Source organism: Pseudoalteromonas sp. Angola-4 (assembly GCF_028599265.1).
Classification (GTDB): Bacteria; Pseudomonadota; Gammaproteobacteria; order Enterobacterales; family Alteromonadaceae; genus Pseudoalteromonas; species Pseudoalteromonas atlantica.
The window spans coordinates 110,525-128,374 of record NZ_JAQREK010000013.1 but is presented as its reverse complement, the minus strand read 5'-3'; the positions used below and the strand labels follow the sequence as shown (position 1 = coordinate 128,374).

Genomic DNA, 17,850 nt, shown 5'->3' with positions numbered 1-17,850 from the left:
AAACTACAGCCACCACCACAGGTGAGGTTGATACCGCAGCGCCTACAGTAATAATAGATCCCGTGGGTGATACAAACGACACCACACCGACTATTTCAGGGTCTGCAACGGGTGAGCCTGAGGGCACAGTTGTTACGATCACCGTGACGGATGAAGCGGGTAACCCACAAACCATTACTACCGAAGTGCAAGCCGATGGCACCTTTAGTGTAGATGTACCGAATGAGCTAAGTGAAGGTGAATTTACCGTTGAGGTATCGGTAACCGATAACGCAGGTAATGAAACTACAGCAACCACCACAGGTGAGGTTGATACCGCAGCGCCCACAGTGTTAATTGACCCGGTGGGTGATACAAACGACACCACACCGACTATTTCAGGGTCTGCAACGGGTGAGCCAGAGGGCACCGTTGTTACGATTACTGTGACGGATGAAGCGGGTAACCCACAAACCATTACTACCGAAGTGCAAGCCGATGGCACCTTTAGTGTAGATGTACCTAATGAGCTAAGTGAAGGTGAATTTACCGTTGAGGTATCGGTAACTGATAACGCAGGTAATGAAACCACGGCCACTACCACAGGTGAGGTTGATACAACTGCGCCGGTTGTGACAATAAATGCGCTAGGTGATACAAGTGATACTACACCAACTCTATCAGGTACGGTAAGCGGGGAACCTACAGGCTCAACTGTTACTTTAACTGTAACGGACGCAAATGGTGCGGTGCAAACAATCACCGCACAAGTCATTGCAGATGGAAGTTGGACAGTTGAAGTACCCGTAGCTTTAGCTGAAGGTAGCTATACTGTTGATGCTACTATTAGCGATAACGCTGGCAATGAAGGTACTGCAAGCGCCTCTGGTACTATTGATACAAGTGCGTTAACTATCACTATTGATGTGATTGGTGAAACCAACGATCAAACCCCACAAATAAGCGGTGATACATTTAATGCAGAAGTAGGTTCGTCTGTTGAAGTTCAGATCACTGACTCTACAGGTGCGACTATTACCTTAACTACGGTTGTTGATGCAAACGGACAGTGGAGTGTTACTCCGCCAGCCGATTTACCTGAGGGAAGTGTATCAATCAGTGCAACAGTGACTGATTTAGGCGGTGGTTCAGCCATAGCAGAACTTGATGCCGTAATTGATATTACGCCGCCAACCATACAAATTAACGATCTAGAAACCAGTAATGATACAACACCAATTATTGCTGGTAATACTACAGGCGTTGTTTCTGGCACTGTAATAAGCTTGACTGTTACAGATTCGCAAGGAGTTGTTCGCTCGTTTAATACGACAACGGATGCACAAGGGAACTGGAGTGTAGAGCTTTCTCAAGAGTTAGCTTCAGGGGATTATACTGTACAGGCAGAGGTTTCTGATGCTGCAGGCAATAGCGCTTTAGATACAGCAACCGGTAATATTGATACTGCGGGGCCAAGTTTAACCGTTGATTTTGATGCTGTAACCAATGATACAACACCGACTATTTCAGGCACGAGTGATGCCGATGTAGGTACAACGATTACTGTAGTGATCACTGATGAAAACGGTGTTGAACAAACACTAACAACCACAGTAGATGCCAATGGAAGTTGGGAAGTAACCCCTCAAACAGACTTGAATGAAGGTGATAACACCATCGAAGTGAGCGTGTCTGATGAAGCAGGAAACACAACAACAGTAACCGATACAATTACTTTAGATACACAAGCACCCACATTAACCATGCAAACCGTGGGTGATGTAAACGACTTAACCCCTACATTACAAGGCACCAGTAACGAAATTGGCGGCACGGTAACACTCACCGTGACCGACAGTGACGGCGCTGTGCAAACCATTACCACCACCGTTGGTACGGATGGGCATTGGGATATTGAAGTGCCCAGTGCGCTGGCACAAGGCGACTTTACTGTAACGGCGAGTATTACTGATGCCGCAGGCAATGAGAGCACCGCCAACAGCAGTGGCAATGTAGATACCATTACCCCGGTTGTAACTGTGGATGCACTGGGGCTTGGTAACGACAGTACTCCACTTATTAGTGGTACTTCAACTGAGCCAGAAGGCACAGTTGTAAACATTGTAATCACCGACAGTAATGGCGATGAAACACCGCTCACCGCCACCGTGGATGTCAACGGCAACTGGCAAGCAATCAGCCCAGAATTACCTGATGGCAGCTACAATGTACAAGCCAGCATTACGGATGCGGCGGGCAATACAGGCGGCGCTACGAAATCGGGCACTATAGATAGCCTTGCACCGACACTGACACTCGATACTGTGGGTGCCACCAACGACAGCACGCCAACTATTAGTGGTACCACGAATGCACCAGCCGGCACGGTAATTAGCATCAGCGTCAGCGATGGCATTACCACCGAAACTTTCACCGCCACAGTGCAAGCGAATGGCAGCTGGTCAGCGGATGTACCAAATGCACTGGTTGATGGTGAGCTGACCATTGAAGCCAGCGTGAGCGACAACGCCGGTAACACCACCACAGTTAGTGAAACAGCCACGCTCAACACCACCGCGCCAAGCATTAGCATTAATGCCTTGGTTGATACCAACGACACCACACCAACCATTAATGGGACAAGCGATGCAGCCGATGGCACCACCATTAGCCTAACGTTTGAAGATAGCGCGGGTAATATTACGACTGTTGATACCACCGTAACCGGTGGCGTGTGGAGCGTTGATGCACCAACTGAATTAGCTGAAGGCGAATACACAGTGACCGCAGAAGTAGACGATGGTCTGGGTAATATCGGCAGCGCGAGCGAAACCGGTGAGATTGATTTAACCCCACCGAGCCTTGTTATTACAGATAACGGCGTTAGCAACGACACAACACCGACGATCTCCGGCACAAGTGATGCGCCACAAGGCAGTGAAGTGACAATTATTGTGACAGACAATGCCGGTGCACAGCAAACCATTACCGCCACAGTGGGCGCAAGTGGCACATGGTCAGTGCCGGTTACAACAGCCCTTGCTGAGGGCAACTTTACCGTAAGTGCAAGCGTAAGTGATGCAGCGGGTAACACAGCGACCGCCACAGGTGCAGGGGAGGTTGATACCATTGCGCCAACACTTGATTTAACCAGCCCAGGTTCAAGTAACGATGCTACACCGACCCTAAGCGGCACCAGTGATGCGGTTGAAGGCACCGTGATCACCTTTACGGTTATCGATGATTTAGGGGCAGAGCAAACCTTTACCACCACCGTGGATGCGAGCGGCAATTTCTCAGTGGAAGTACCGACGGCACTTGCAGAAGGGCCTTACAGCATTGAGGCCAGCATTAGCGATGATGCAGGTAACAGCACTGATATCAGCAGCAGCGGTAACATCGATACCACCGCGCCAAGTGTGAGTGTGGATGCACCAGCGCTCACCAACGACAGCTCGCCAACAGTTACGGGCACCAGTGATGCACCAAACAGCACCGTTACGATAACCTTTACCGATGCAGCCAATGCCGTACAAACTATTGATGTACAAACCGACGCCAATGGTAATTGGAGTGCCACCCCAGCGACTGATTTAGCTGAAGGTAACTACAGCGTCAGCGCGAGCATCACGGATGCAGCGGGCAACACGGGCACAGGGACAGACAGCGGTGAAGTGGATGTAACTCCACCGACTTTAGAGATCATTCCTTCGTTCTTACTTGGCAACTTAGTTTCTCTTTCAGGGGATTCTGATTTACCAGAAGGGTCAGTGATCACCATTACTGAGTATCTTGTTGGCGGTGCTGTAGGCGCTACCTACACTGCTACCACGAATGCTGATGGCACATGGGGACTTGCCAACATAACAGTACCTCTGCTTAGTCTTGCGTATGTTACTGCAACTGCAAGTGATGCAGCCGGCAATGTTGCGAGCGTCAACTCACTTAATTTTGATAATGAAGCACCTGCGCTTACCGTTACTGTAGATGCATTATCGAATGATGCAACGCCTGTGATCTCTGGTGTTACTGATATGGTTCAAGGAACCGAGGTAGAACTAACCGTCGTAGATAGTGCAGGTCAAAGCCAGCAGTTTACGGCCATAGTTCAAGCTAATGGAAGTTGGTCTGTTGAAGTGCCAACCGAGTTAGCACAAGGGCAGTACACTGTTACCGCAGAGGTAAGAGACGATGTGGGTAATTTAACCACTGAGCAAGCACAAGGTGAAATAGACAGCATAGCACCTACTCTTAGCGTTAATCCTATCGACACTACAGCAGATACAACGCCAACCCTATCAGGCACCAGTGATGCCATAGGTGCTGATGTAATAATTAGCATTGATGGCCAAACCTTTTTTGCGGTAGTAGATGCTGATGGAAATTGGCAGGTAGAGGTACCAACTGCACTTACCGATGGTAACTATACGGCGCAAATTAATGTTGCTGACGACGCCAATAATATCACTAACACAACAATCGACTTAACAATTGATACTCAGATACCAATAGTCGCATTGGACGACATAACCGTATTTAACACAGATACGCCAGTTATTAGTGGTACATCTGGTGAACCTACTGGCACAAATGTAGATATTGTTATTACAGATAGTAATGGTGATACGCATACGTTAGCTGCTACGGTTGATGCAAATGGTAATTGGCAAACAACAGCGCCAAATTTACCTGAAGGAAATTACAGTGTTGTTGTTAGTATTACCGACGATGCTAATAATGCAGGTTCAGCCACTGGAACAGGGCTTGTTGATACTCAAGCACCAACCATTACCATTGACGCATTAGGTACAATTAATAGCAGCACGCCTACTATTTCAGGTACATCTAATGAGGTTGAAGGTACTACAATTAATGTCACAATTACTGATGGTGATAGCATTGATACTTACACAACGACGGTGGGGGCAGGCGGAGTGTGGAGTGTTGATGTAACCACGCCATTAACTGATGGACAATTGACAGTTTCAGCAAGCATTACTGATACTGCAGGTAACAGTAGTGAAGCAAATGCTACTGCTACGCTTAATACTAATGCACCTACCATTAATATAAACACCATTGTTGATACAAACGATCAAACACCTACGCTTTCTGGGTCGAGTAGTGCTGCAAATGGTACGTTAGTTACGGTTACTATTACCGATGTTAATAATGTCTCGCACACGGTTACAACAACTGTAACTGATAATACATGGAGTGTAGATGCAGCAAATATCCTTCCTGAGGGCACGTTTACTGTTTCAGCCAGTGTGACTGAAGGTGGCTTAACCAGCAGTGCAACAGATACAGGGCTGATAGATTTAACAGCCCCAGAATTGAATATTACACCGCTACTAACGAGTAATGATACAACGCCTACAATTTCAGGTACAAGTACAACCCCACAAGGCGCGATAGTCGCTATTTTGATTACAGATAGCTTAGGCGCAGAGCAAACAGTTAATGCCACAGTAGGTGCAAATGGCACATGGTCAGTTGCAGCTCCTTTATCGCTTAGCGAAGGCACGTATACTGTTACTGCATCAACAAGTGATACCGCGGGCAACCCTGTAAATACTAGCACTACCGGTGTGGTTGATATAACCGCACCAGTGGTTAGCATTAACGATATTGTAGGTAGTACAGATTTAACACCTAGCGTTTCTGGCAGTGTAACAGGTGCAGCCGTAGGAGATGTGGTTGCTGTGGTATTTACCGACTTCCAAGGTAATGCGCATACTGTCAATACAACGGTGCAAGCCGGTGGAACTTGGTCAGTAGAGGCAAGCAATAGTCTTTCGCAAGGGGCATATTCAGTAGAAGTATTCATTACTGATAATGCCGGAAATACAGGCAGCAATATCACTAACGCTAATATAGATACAATTGCGCCAGAAATTAGTATTGATCAAAGTTCATTAATACTTACCCAAGACAGCACGCCATTAATTAGTGGCACATCAAACGAGCCAAATACAAACGTTTTCGTTACGTTTACTGACTCAGCTGGCGCATCGCATCAAATTACCGTACAAACGGATGCTAATGGGGACTGGCAAGCCGCTGCAGACAACGTATTAGCAGAAGGTGTTTACAGTGTTTCGGCAACGATGACTGATAGCGCAGGAAATACCTCTGTTGATAGTAAAACAGGTGGCGAAGTAGATACAGTAGGGCCAGAGCTTACTATTGTGCCTTCGTTCGTATTAGGACAGCTAGTATCTTTATCTGGTACTTCCGATTTAGGTGAAGGTAAAACAGTCACCGTTAATTTAGAATTAGCAGGTGATTTGGCTAACTTAACTTACGATGTAACCACCGATGCCAATGGTGATTGGGAGTTATTAGGCCTAGCGGTTAATATTATTGGCTTATCAGTTGTTGAAGCCTCTGCAACTGATGAAGCGGGTAACACCACCACTATTACGACGGCAGATGTAGATGCTTCAACGCCGTTACTTAATGCGGTGGTTGACTTTGTAGCTGGCGAGGGTGATTTACCAGTAATTAGCGGTACGACCGACCAAGCACCAGGCACCGAAGTGCTAGTGAGAGTGGTAGATAGCGATAACATAGCACAAGATTTGGTTGCTATAGTGCAGGCAGATAATTCATGGACTGTACAGGTTCCTCAATCACTTGCTGAGGGCGTGTTTACTGTAACTGTAAATGTATTAAGTGAAGTCGGGATCACAGCTACACAGCTGCTAAGCAGTGTAGTAGATACCATCTCGCCAACGCTTAATTTGCAAGTGATTGGTACAACGTCAGATTCTACTCCAATTATTCAAGGGACCAGTGATTTAATTAATGGAGTGGTAGAGATTCAGCTGGACGGAGGCTCAGTACTAACAACAACAGTGAATGCAGCAGGGCTATTTTCACTGGAGGTTGATGCGCTGACTGAAGGGCAGCATGTTGCCAACGTGAGTATCACTGATGATGCCGGCAATGTAGTAACACAAACGCTCGAGTTTGTTGTTGATACGTTTGTGCCTGTGGTAGATATTTTACCGTTGAGCATCAGCAATACTGACATTCTAACTATTTCTGGTACTTCTGAAGAAGCTCAAGGCACAGACATTGATGTAACTGTGATAGATAGTAACGGCAACGCAACAGTATTTGATGCCCTTGTTGGTAGCGATGGCACGTGGTCATTAGTAACCACTAGCCTACCTGATGGTATATATAGTGTATTCGCAAGTATTACTGATGCTGCGGGTAATCTAGGCCAGTCTGCTACTGAGCAAGTGACGATTGATACCATACCGCCATCGTTAGAAATAGACGCCTTTGGTGTACTTAATACATTAACGCCTACTATTACTGGCACCAGTGACGAAGAAACCGGTAGCTTAATCACGGTTAATATTACCGACTCTGCAAACACACTTTATGAAGTTACTACAACAGTATTAGGAGATGGCACGTGGCTTGTTGTTGCACCTTTACTTGCTGAGGGCGATTTAACCGTCGAGGCTATTAGTATTGATAACGCAGGCAATATAGCAACGGTGACGCAAACGGGCGTTGTGAGCACCACTTTACCGAGTCTATTAATTAACCCAATAATAGATACAAGCGATACAACCCCTACTATTAGTGGTACTACCGATGTGTTAAACGGTAATGTAGAAGTTGTTATTACAGATAGCAGTGGTAATGCAACAACCTATAACACTCAAGCTATTGCTGGTGTATGGACATTGATACCGACCACTCCATTAGCTGAAGGTGCATTTACGGTTGATGCGACAGTCGAAAACTTAAACCTTACAAGCTCTACAAGTCTTAATGGCATAGTTGACTTAACTCCGCCTACAATTGAAATTAATGAACTTGCAGTTACGAATAACTCACTGCCAACCATCTCAGGTACAAGTGATGCTCCGGCAGGTACAACCATAAGCGTAGTACTTACTGATGCTAATAGTGATTCGCAAACATTAACTGCACAAGTGGCAGGTAACGGAACTTGGTCAGTCACAGCTGTTACGCCGCTTAGTGAAGGCGGTTTTAGTGCTACTGCAACAGTGAGTGATGCTGCAGGAAACTCATCAAGCGATACCATGGTTTCAAGTACTGATTACACAGCACCTATTGTATTTATAGACCCTATTGCAGTAGGCCAAGATACCACACCGACTATTACAGGCTCGGCAACCGGAAGTTTTGCTGGAGCTGCAGTTATGGTGATGTTTACTGACGCACTAGGTGAAACACACAATGTTTCAACAACAGTAAACACAGACGGGTCGTGGAGTGTTACAGCTTCGCAGCCTCTTAATGAAGGGAACTACAGTGTTGATGTAAGCGTACTTGATAATGCAGGAAATATTGGCGAGCAATCAATAAGCAGCATAGTTGATTCAGGTATAGTAATTAACTCTGGTTTAGAATTAACAGGCGATAGCACACCTAAGATCACCGGTACCGCAGGAGCAAATGAAGATATTACCATAAGCTTTATAGATGAAAGCGGTACTGTTGTAACCAAGGATACAACAGCGGGTGAGACAGGTGTATGGAGCGTATCACCAGACAATGCTTTATTCGATGGAGCATACACTGTAACGGCTACCGCTACTGATGAATCTGGAAATGTTACTTCAAGTGGTGATTTATCTGGATTGGTTGTTGATACTACGCCAATAAGTTTTCAGGTTAGTTACTATCATGGATTGTTTGGCTTAGGTCTGACTGCCATAGGCACTGTAGAAGAGGGTAGTAGTGTATACGTCGTAGGGAATAACTTGCTTGGTCTTGATGTGCTAAATATTAATCTTAATGTATTAGAAAGTTCTACAGAGGTTCAATCGGATGCTAATGGTGAGTGGAGTTACTTATTGTCTGTACTCGATTTAGGTTCTTGGAGCGACTATCGTTTTATCACCATTGATGAAGCCGGTAACTACTTAGTTAAAAATTTATACAATAATGTTATTGACCAAGGATATAACTCCGAGTTAGTTTCAGCTGAAAATAATTTGAGTACAGCTGAAAGTACATTCGGATTAGGCGATAGTATTGCAGAATCATTTAGCGAAGATTCAGCATTAGGTGATACAAAACCTAATGAAATTTCAGGCAGCACCGTATTAAGCATTGACACGATTGATTTAGGTAACTTAAGTGGCCTATCAACACCTGAGCAAACAGTGCAAGTGAGTTCGGCGGAGCCGCTTAATATTAATGAAGTAATCATTGATGAAGATGCAGAGCAGTTTATAGCGCTAAATACACTGGTTGAGGATGAAGGCTCTGCAATTGCTTATAGCCCTGCACAAAGTGGAGGAAGTATTGATGAGGCAGCGCCAGCAGTTGATGTTCAAAATCAATCAGAGGAAATGATTAAACACTTAATTGAAAATGGTAATAACCAAACAGATATTTAAATCAGTAACCCACTTCAGTTAAATAGCTGAAGTGGGTTTCTAAAACTCACTTAATCAAAAGTGTGGTTATTATTTTGTGCTAAGTAGTAAACCTAAAAAAGCCCTTATTGAGACTTCAATAAGGGCTTTTTTAATAAATTAGGATAGATAAAAGCAGTTAAGCTTTTAGGTTACGAACCAGCTTGCTGTCGGTATTAACTACACTACCGCCTTGGTCGTAAGTCATACTGGTTGGGGCGCCAATTAAAATATCTTTTAATTGTTTTACACTTAAGTGTGCTTGGCGGGCAGCATGTGAGTTTACTTTATTTTGTTTTTGGCACTGCGCTAACTGCGCTTTAACTTGCGCTACTCGTTCAGTTACGTCAGGGGCATTTTCATCATTTGCAGCAAAAAGTTTATTCAACTCTTTATCGAGCTGCGTAAGCTTAGTTAAAAAAGACATTTTTTGTTGGGCAAGTTCTTTTAAACCTTCACCTCTGCGAGAGGCAATAATACTAAGCTCTTCGTTTAATAACGCATATAATGAATCCAAGCATTTAACTTGTTCATTTAATTTAACGCTAATTAAACTATTGTGATCAGCCATATACGTTAAACTCAAAATCAGCTAAGTTTTTAGTCAGCTTTTCAGCATCAATTTGGTATTTACCTTCGGTAATCGCTTTTTTAAGCTCAGCGACCTTTTCACTATCAAAGCCAGATGATTGCTGTGCTTTATCTTGCAGTGTTTTTAACTGCTGTGCTTGCGGCGTCAGGCTCACTGAATCGCTTGCCGCTTTAGGCGAAGGAGTCTGTGTTGTTTGTGTACTTGCAGCGTTATCTTTTTTAATATCAACTTGTTGCTGTTTTGCGTTTGTAAGCGCATTAGCTTGTTGATTACTGCCATTAACTTGATTAACCATAATAATAAACCTGTATATTACCCAACTTATGCCAAGTTATCGGCATATACATAGGATACTTTAGTATAAATCGAAATTAAATATTTACTTGCACAGACTCTACACCATCTACGCGTGCATTCAAAATTTTACCGGATTTTTTATTCTTTATCTGTACTTGCTCACCAAGGGTGCCATCTTCAAGTGCTATCCCCGTGGTTTTTATTCTAAGTCCTTTAATACTCGCATAAATATTAACAGCGTCGCCTTTGCAAACCATACAAATTTGGTTGAGCAAAACCGGCATACCGCTTCTTATATTTCGCTTACTGCGGCTGCCAATAAGCATTAAGGGATCATCTAAATATTGTACCCTAACAAACTGTGAAGGCTTCATTTGTACGCTTAAATGAGACTTAGTAATAACTTCACCACGGGCTAGATTTGCCGTGGCAACCACAACGGGCGCCATTTTAACTATTCTTACATGGACATATTGAGTCCAGCTTTGCGCATCGTTACATTTTATTTGAACAGTCACCTGGCGTGTAAATGGCGGCTCATTTGGCACGACTAATTCTGGCTCGTTTTCGCATACTCTATCAGGAATGCGGCTATCGAGAGCAAGCGCGGTAATCTCCACATTTTTTTCAAGTGGTACGGTAACTTGCTCTGCAATATGAGAAATTGCTATTTCTTGTAATAAATCTTTACTAAACACTTTTGCATGCAAAGGTGTTGCTAAGCAGAGGCTAGCAAGAAAATAAAAAACACTGTATCTTCTGACTTTTTTTAACAAACTCATAATGTTTCGACTATGCTTATGGTTTCAAACAGGGTATAAATATTTTGCGTCAAAAAGTAGACGCTCCCGCGATGTTATGTAGCTTTATAAACAGAAAGCAATTATCGTTCCGCATTATTTGTTTTCTTTAGGAGATTTGAATGGCAGGCATTTTAGACTCAGTAAACCAACGCACCCAGTTGGTTGGGCAGAACCGCCTAGAATTACTATTATTTAAGCTCAGAGGGCGTCAGCGTTTTGGGATCAATGTATTTAAAGTAAGAGAAGTACTGCAATGTCCTCCTTTAACGAGTATGCCTAAATCAAATGCATACATTCGGGGTGTGGCGCATATTCGTGGTCAAACTATTTCAGTTATCGACTTATCAATGGCCGTAGGCGGCCGACCTATTGAAAATGTTAAAGACAGCTTCATAATAATTGCAGAATACAATCGTTCAGTGCAGGGCTTTTTAGTTGGCGGCGTTGAGCGAATCGTTAATATGAACTGGGAAAAAATAATGCCACCTCCGTCGGGAGCAGGGCGTTACTCTTATTTAACTGCCGTTACCGAGATTGAAAACGAACTAGTCGAAATTCTCGATGTAGAAAAAATCTTAAACGAAATTTGTCCAGTAAATACCGAAGTTAGCGCCGACCTTGCCGCCGATAGTGCAATACAAAAAGACTTAGGCGAGCGCATTGTATTTATTGCCGACGATTCAGCTGTTGCACGTAACCAAGTAAAAAGAGCACTTGAGCCACTTGGCGTGCAAACTGAGCTTGCAAAAAATGGTAAAGAGGCTTTAGTTAGGCTTAAAGAAATAGCCGAGCTTGATTGTAAAAATGATATTACTGAGCGCGTAGGTTTACTTATCTCTGATGTTGAAATGCCTGAAATGGACGGCTATACATTAACAGCAGAAATTAAAGCAGATCCAAAATTAGCGCCTCTACATGTTATTTTACACACTTCTTTGAGTGGGGTGTTTAATCAGGCGATGATCGAAAAAGTAGGCGCGGATGACTTTATAGCAAAATTTAACCCTGATGAATTGGCAACAGCAGTTAAAAAATGGGTTCATTGCGACTAAACAACAATAGGTGTTATTAATTTGAATAATAAAGATTTGCAGCAAAGTGACTACGATCAGTTTCGCTCATTTTTAGAGCAGCAATGTGGTATTGTGCTAGGCGAAAACAAGCAGTATTTAGTAAAAAGTAGGCTTGCGCCGCTTATGGCTCGTTTTAATGTTGAATCTTTATCACAATTAGTGAGTAAAACGCTTGGCCCTCATGAGCGGCAACTTAGAGCCGCTGTAGTTGATGCCATGACCACTAACGAAACCTTGTGGTTTAGGGATCAATACCCATTTGAGCTTTTAAAAAATAAACTGTTTCCAGAGTTTAAAGACGCCCGCCGACCATTAAAAATTTGGTCAGCGGCCAGCTCTTCAGGCCAAGAACCATACTCTATTGCCATGTCTGTTGCTGAGTTTCAGGCCAAGCAACCGGGCGTGTTGCGTATGGGGGCACAAATTATTGGTACTGATATTTCTAACACAATGCTCGATATGTGTAAAAACGCCGAATATGATGCGTTGGCATTAGCGCGAGGCCTATCAGCAGAGCGCCGTAAAAAGTACTTTATGGATAGCGGCAACGGTATGGCAAAAGTTGTCGACTCAGTTAGAAAACAGGTGAGCTTTAGACATTTAAACTTGCTTGATTCTTATGCCTTAATGGGGAAGTTTGATATTATTTTTTGCCGCAATGTCCTTATATATTTTTCACCAGAGGTTAAAGCAAAAATAATTGGTCAGTTTGCCCAAGCACTAAACCCAAAAGGGTATTTATTTTTAGGTGCGTCGGAGTCGATGACGGGCTTAAGTAACGAGTTTGATATGGTTCGTTGTAACCCTGGAATCATCTACCAAAAAAAATAATCCTATCACTTTGTTATTAAAAAACGACGTTCTTAGCGTCGTTTTTTTATTTAATAACAACCCTCTATAAAAAAATAACGTAACTAAAAACTACTGGCTTATAAATTGCTTTAACTTAAGCAAGTCAATTTTTTGGAGAACGTTATGGCTATCAGTTTTGATAAAGCATTAGGTGTGCACCCGCATGCAATGTTGATCCGCTCACAGCGGGCAGAAGTACTTGCCACAAATATAGCGAATGCTGATACGCCTGGCTATAAAGCAAAAGATATCGACTTTGCCTCAGCATTAAAAGCGGCAAGGTCAACTCAGCAAAGCGGCAATAGCATGGTTACTACCAATGAAAAACACATTGCTGGTGGTACTCGAAGTGTAGGTGGTTCTGAATTATTTCGCAATCCAAATCAAGGAGATACAGGCGATGGTAACTCAGTTGATATACAGGTGGAACGAAACTTGTATACACAGAATGCGATGGAGTATCAGGCAAGCCTGCAATTTTTAAGTAGTAAATTTAAGGGCCTGAATAAAGCGCTCGGTAGTCAAGGATAATAATTATGAGTTTATATAACGTTTTTGATATTTCAGGCAGTGGTATGAGTGCGCAAAATGTTCGCTTAAATACCACCGCGAGTAATATTTCGAATGCTAATACAATTAGTTCATCCCAAGACAAAACTTACCGAGCACGCCAACCTGTATTTGCTGCCGAGTTGACGAAAGCGTCTGCTTCAGCCAGCAACCCTCAGGGCTCCGCTGTTGGTGTTAAAGTGCTGGGAATTGTTGAGAGTAACAAACCACTACAAATTGAATATAACCCTAATCACCCAAGTGCGGATGAAAATGGCTATATCTATAAACCCAACGTTAATGTTGTTGAGGAGATGGCAAATATGATCTCTGCTTCTCGCTCTTATCAAACAAACGTGCAAGTTGCCGATGCAGCTAAGCAAATGTTAAGCAAAACGCTGTTACTTGGGCAGCGATAACCGAGGGTAGGTTATGAGTAACGATATTAGTACTAGTTCATCTTTTTTGGACTCTATAACTTGGCAAGAGACCCAAGTAGCGACAACCACTGAAGAGAGCGATGCATTAACGCAGGAAGATTTTTTCTCGTTGCTAACTCAGCAGCTATCGTATCAAGATCCGAGTAATCCGGCTGATAACGATCAGATGATTGCGCAAATGACTAATTTTACCATGGCGCAAGGCATCACAGATTTAAACACAAATTTTGAGTCACTTGCCTCGTCAATGACCTCAAACTCTGCCTTACAAGCATCAACGCTGGTTGGTAAGCAAGCGCTTTTAGAATCTAATACGCTTGAGCTTGGCGAAAGCGGAGAGGCAAAAGGGTCTGCGGTTGCTGAAGAAGCCGTTGATAATTTAACAATTAAAGTCACAGATGCTTCTGGGCAACTGGTTAGAACTATCGATATGGGTTCGCAAGCAGCGGGTGCAGTGCGCTTTAGCTGGGATGGTAATAATGAATCCGGTGAGCGCCTACCAGAGGGCGAATACACTATTACTGCAGAGGGCAGTACCAACGGCGAGTTTTCAAGCTTACCGGTGGCAACATTCAAAAACATTGAAAGCGTTAATATCAATGGCTCTAGTGGCATTATTATTAACACTAAAGAGGGTGCGGTTAGGTTGACTGATGTCGCAGAGATCGCATAACCAATTAAAAAGTATTTCGCCTGCTAGCAGGCTATTAGATTAAAAGTTAGAGGTGAATTATGAGCTTTAATATCGCACTTACAGGCCTAGCTGCCGCTCAAAAAGACTTAGACGTAACAGCAAATAATATTGCTAACGTAAATACCACTGGTTTTAAAGAATCGCGGGCTGAATTTGCTGATGTATATGCTGCATCTGTGTTTAGTGCAGGTAAAACCAAAAATGGTGATGGTGTGCAAACAACCATGGTTGCACAGCAATTTCATCAAGGCTCACTGCAATTTACTAACAACTCGTTAGATTTAGCGATTACCGGCGAAGGGTATTTTGCAATGACTGATGATATTTCGTCGCAAGATTTAACCTATACTCGTGCAGGTGCATTTAAGCTTAACCAAGATAACTTTATGGTTGACGCCAAAGGTAATTACTTACAAGCTTTTCCGGTTGATGCATCAAGTGGGGACACCACATCGGTAAGTCTAAGTACAACTAACCCAATTCAAATTCCTGATTCATCTGGTTCGCCTCGCGCAACCGAAAACGTATTTTTATCGTTCAACTTAGATGCAACAGCTGATGCAACAGGCCTCGATTTTGATCCGACATCGAACGGTACCTATAATTCGTCGACGTCTACTACTGTTTACGACTCATTAGGTGAACCACATATTCTGCAATACTTTTTTGTAAAAGAAGAAGATGCAGCTGCAGGTGGTACAGACAATAGCTGGGAAGTATACGCTACGCTTGATGGTAAAGTGGTAAACGGTACATCTGGTGCAGAGCAAACAACTACACCATATACACCTATTACCACACTTGGTTTTGATTCTAGCGGTTTACCCGCCACAACAGATGGTGTAGCAAATACTAACGCCACCACGTTTGATGAAATTAATTTACCGGCAGGTGCAGGTACTGGTTTATCGTCAATGCTTGATAACGGCGCAACATTCCCAAGTACAGGTATTGAGCTAAACTGGCGTGATGAAAACAACACAGCTGGCCGTATTCCAACTCAGTACTCAAGTGGCTTTGAAGTAAAAGCACTTGACCAAGATGGTTCTACAGTGGGTCGTTTAGCGGGCATTGATATTGGCACAGACGGTAAAATTGTTGCCTCATACAGCAATGGCGATTCAACCTACTTAGGCCAAGTTGCTATGGTTCGCTTTCCAAACTCTCAAGGCCTTTCGCAAGTAGGCGATACCAGCTGGAAGCAAAGCATTGACTCTGGTGAGCCAGTGGCCGGTGAAGCAGGCTCGGGCACTTTTGGTAGTATTAATTCATCCGCGCTTGAGCAATCTAATACCAACTTAACAAACGAATTAGTTGATTTGATTACCGCTCAACGTAACTACCAAGCGAACTCAAGAGCGCTTGAAGTTAACTCAACAATTCAGCAAAGTATTTTGCAGATTAGATAAGTTAATCTTATTTTTGGTTAAGATTTTAAGGCTGCATTTTTGCAGCCTTTTTTGTAGCTATGTCGCTAAAATTAGCCTAGCTGAACCGTTCAATACCTTCCTTATACTGCGTCAAATTTAACCTGGCATCTATTTTGCATTTATCAGCTCAGAGATTTTTTATGTGAGTCGATGTTATGGACAAAATGGTCTACATTGCAGCCTCTGGCGCTAAGCAAAGCCTACAAGGGCTTGCACTTAAAGCCAATAATTTGGCAAACGCAAACACCACGGGTTTTAAAGCTGACTTTGCGCAAGCGCGCTCTATGCAAGCATTTGGCGAGGGCTTACCAACGCGTGTGTTTTCTATGCAAGAGCGACCAGGTTCTAACATGACCTCTGGCGGCATAATCGAAACAGGGCGAGATTTAGATATTGCCATGAGCGATAACGCCTGGCTTGCCGTTCAAGATGACTCAGGAAACGAAGCCTATACAAAAGTAGGCACGCTAAACATTACTGCGCAAGGTATGTTGGTAACAAGTCATGGTCGTCAAGTTATTGGCGAAGGTGGCCCCGTAATTTTACCGGTTCCTATTGAAAAAATAAGTTTTAGTGAAGATGGTGCCATACAGGTTCGCCCCCAAGGCGCACCAGCCAATTTTTTAGAAGAAGTAGACACGCTGCGCGTTGTTGAAGGAAACAGCAGAGAGCTTGAAAAAGGCAACGATGGTTTATTTAGACCTGTACCAGGGCAAACTGTCGACACCTCTGCAAATGTAAAAGTGTTAAGTGGTGCACTGGAAATGTCTAACGTTAATCCAGTTCACGAAATGGTCGATATGATCAACCACCAACGTCAATTTGAGTTACAAGTAAAACTAATGAAAACAGCTGAAGAGATTGACGAACGTCAAGATCAGTTGATGCGCATAGTTTAACTTTAAAATGAGGGCATACTTATGAATCCTGCATTGTGGATAAGTAAAACAGGGCTAGACGCTCAACAAACTGATATTTCAGTTATTTCAAATAATTTGGCGAATGCCAGTACCGTAGGTTACAAAAAAAGCCGCGCTATTTTTGAAGATTTATTGTATCAAAACATCAACCAACCTGGCGGGCGCTCATCACAAGATACCGAGCTGCCATCTGGCCTAATGCTAGGTGCGGGTGCAAAAGTGGTTGCTAACCAAAAAGAGTTTACGCAAGGTAATATGCTCACCACCGAAAACTCACTCGATTGGATGATCTCAGGCGAAGGCTTTTTTGAAGTGCTGCAACCCGATGGCAATATTGCGTATTCGCGAAATGGGCAATTTACTACCGATGAAGACGGCCGCATTGTTACCTCAGGTGCAGGTTTTGTTGTTCAGCCGGAAATGAATGTACCCGATGATGCGCAATCAATTACAGTCTCTCAAGATGGTGAAGTATCTGTACGCGTTGCAGGGCAAGCCGATAACGTGGTAATTGGCCAGCTAACAATTAGTGACTTTATTAATCCATCGGGTCTTGAGCCAATTGGTCAAAACCTTTACACCGAAACCGCTGTTAGTGGTGCGCCTGTTCAAGGTAATCCAGGCGTAGAAGGCTTAGGTACTATTATTCAAGGCTCGCTTGAAACATCAAACGTTAATGTAACGGAAGAATTGGTTAACCTTATCGAAACTCAACGTGTTTACGAAATGAACTCAAAAGTAATTTCGGCCGTTGACGAAATGATGAGCTACATCAATCAACAGTTATAACCGTGCACAAGGGGAT

General features: G+C 43.5%; 12 protein-coding genes. 9 read left to right on the top strand and 3 right to left on the bottom strand.

The features are described 5' to 3' along the window. On the top strand, positions 1-9,377 hold a 9,377-nt coding region (locus PSH48_RS14970; protein ID WP_273611806.1), incomplete at its 5' end, for a beta strand repeat-containing protein. 157 nt (positions 9,378-9,534) lie between these two features. On the opposite strand, the gene flgN is transcribed toward PSH48_RS14970, so the two are convergent. From flgN to flgA, 3 genes are all read right to left on the bottom strand, one after another. Beyond that, on the bottom strand, positions 9,535-9,966 hold the full coding sequence (gene flgN, locus PSH48_RS14965) for a flagellar protein FlgN (protein ID WP_126007883.1): 432 nt from the start codon (positions 9,964-9,966) through the stop codon (positions 9,535-9,537). Next, complete coding sequence (flgM, locus tag PSH48_RS14960; RefSeq protein WP_004588011.1) at positions 9,959-10,282, bottom strand: flagellar biosynthesis anti-sigma factor FlgM; 324 nt, start codon at positions 10,280-10,282, stop codon at positions 9,959-9,961. Before flgM ends, flgN begins: the two co-directional genes overlap by 8 nt. A 76-nt stretch (positions 10,283-10,358) precedes the next feature. Next, positions 10,359-11,066 carry a flagellar basal body P-ring formation chaperone FlgA gene (gene flgA, locus PSH48_RS14955; protein WP_039972266.1) on the bottom strand — a complete coding sequence of 236 codons (708 nt, stop codon included), beginning with the start codon at positions 11,064-11,066 and terminating at the stop codon, positions 10,359-10,361. A gap of 140 nt (positions 11,067-11,206) precedes the next feature. On the opposite strand from flgA, the gene PSH48_RS14950 reads away from it, so the two are divergent. The 8 genes from PSH48_RS14950 to flgG all read left to right on the top strand — a co-directional run bounded on the left by PSH48_RS14950 (position 11,207) and on the right by flgG (position 17,834). Then, positions 11,207-12,139: a chemotaxis protein CheV gene (locus PSH48_RS14950; RefSeq protein WP_004588013.1), complete on the top strand. Its 933-nt coding sequence runs from the start codon at positions 11,207-11,209 to the stop codon at positions 12,137-12,139. A 21-nt stretch (positions 12,140-12,160) separates the two neighbouring features. Next, a complete protein-coding gene (locus PSH48_RS14945) occupies positions 12,161-12,991 on the top strand; it encodes a CheR family methyltransferase (RefSeq protein WP_004588014.1) in 831 nt (276 codons plus the stop codon). 144 nt (positions 12,992-13,135) lie between these two features. Continuing rightward, complete coding sequence (gene flgB / locus PSH48_RS14940; protein ID WP_004588015.1) at positions 13,136-13,543, top strand: flagellar basal body rod protein FlgB; 408 nt, start codon at positions 13,136-13,138, stop codon at positions 13,541-13,543. Positions 13,544-13,548: 5 nt separating this feature from the next. After that, a complete protein-coding gene (gene flgC / locus PSH48_RS14935; protein WP_004588016.1) occupies positions 13,549-13,980 on the top strand; it encodes a flagellar basal body rod protein FlgC in 432 nt (143 codons plus the stop codon). Between the two features lie 13 nt (positions 13,981-13,993). After that, complete coding sequence (locus PSH48_RS14930) at positions 13,994-14,674, top strand: flagellar hook assembly protein FlgD (protein WP_004588017.1); 681 nt, start codon at positions 13,994-13,996, stop codon at positions 14,672-14,674. A 59-nt stretch (positions 14,675-14,733) separates the two neighbouring features. Further along, a complete protein-coding gene (flgE, locus tag PSH48_RS14925) occupies positions 14,734-16,104 on the top strand; it encodes a flagellar hook protein FlgE (RefSeq protein ID WP_154945920.1) in 1,371 nt (456 codons plus the stop codon). Between the two features lie 176 nt (positions 16,105-16,280). Continuing rightward, entirely contained in the window at positions 16,281-17,024 is a 744-nt protein-coding gene (locus tag PSH48_RS14920; RefSeq protein ID WP_004588019.1) for a flagellar basal body rod protein FlgF, read from the top strand. A gap of 21 nt (positions 17,025-17,045) precedes the next feature. Continuing rightward, the gene (gene flgG, locus PSH48_RS14915) at positions 17,046-17,834 is read left to right on the top strand and encodes a flagellar basal-body rod protein FlgG (protein ID WP_004588020.1); all 789 of its coding nucleotides are present in this window, start codon (positions 17,046-17,048) and stop codon (positions 17,832-17,834) included. Positions 17,835-17,850 lie beyond the last annotated feature (16 nt).

Excerpts from the sequence above, each read along its gene's own strand:
- flgC (WP_004588016.1), top strand. The coding sequence starts at position 13,549 with ATGAGTTTATATAACGTTTTTGATATTTCAGGCAGTGGTATGAGTGCG.
- flgN (WP_126007883.1), bottom strand. The coding sequence starts at position 9,966 with ATGGCTGATCACAATAGTTTAATTAGCGTTAAATTAAATGAACAAGTT.
- flgG (WP_004588020.1), top strand. The coding sequence starts at position 17,046 with ATGAATCCTGCATTGTGGATAAGTAAAACAGGGCTAGACGCTCAACAA.
- flgM (WP_004588011.1), bottom strand. The coding sequence starts at position 10,282 with ATGGTTAATCAAGTTAATGGCAGTAATCAACAAGCTAATGCGCTTACA.
- flgB (WP_004588015.1), top strand. The coding sequence starts at position 13,136 with ATGGCTATCAGTTTTGATAAAGCATTAGGTGTGCACCCGCATGCAATG.
- flgA (WP_039972266.1), bottom strand. The coding sequence starts at position 11,066 with ATGAGTTTGTTAAAAAAAGTCAGAAGATACAGTGTTTTTTATTTTCTT.
- PSH48_RS14950 (WP_004588013.1), top strand. The coding sequence starts at position 11,207 with ATGGCAGGCATTTTAGACTCAGTAAACCAACGCACCCAGTTGGTTGGG.
- PSH48_RS14930 (WP_004588017.1), top strand. The coding sequence starts at position 13,994 with ATGAGTAACGATATTAGTACTAGTTCATCTTTTTTGGACTCTATAACT.
- flgE (WP_154945920.1), top strand. The coding sequence starts at position 14,734 with ATGAGCTTTAATATCGCACTTACAGGCCTAGCTGCCGCTCAAAAAGAC.
- PSH48_RS14920 (WP_004588019.1), top strand. The coding sequence starts at position 16,281 with ATGGACAAAATGGTCTACATTGCAGCCTCTGGCGCTAAGCAAAGCCTA.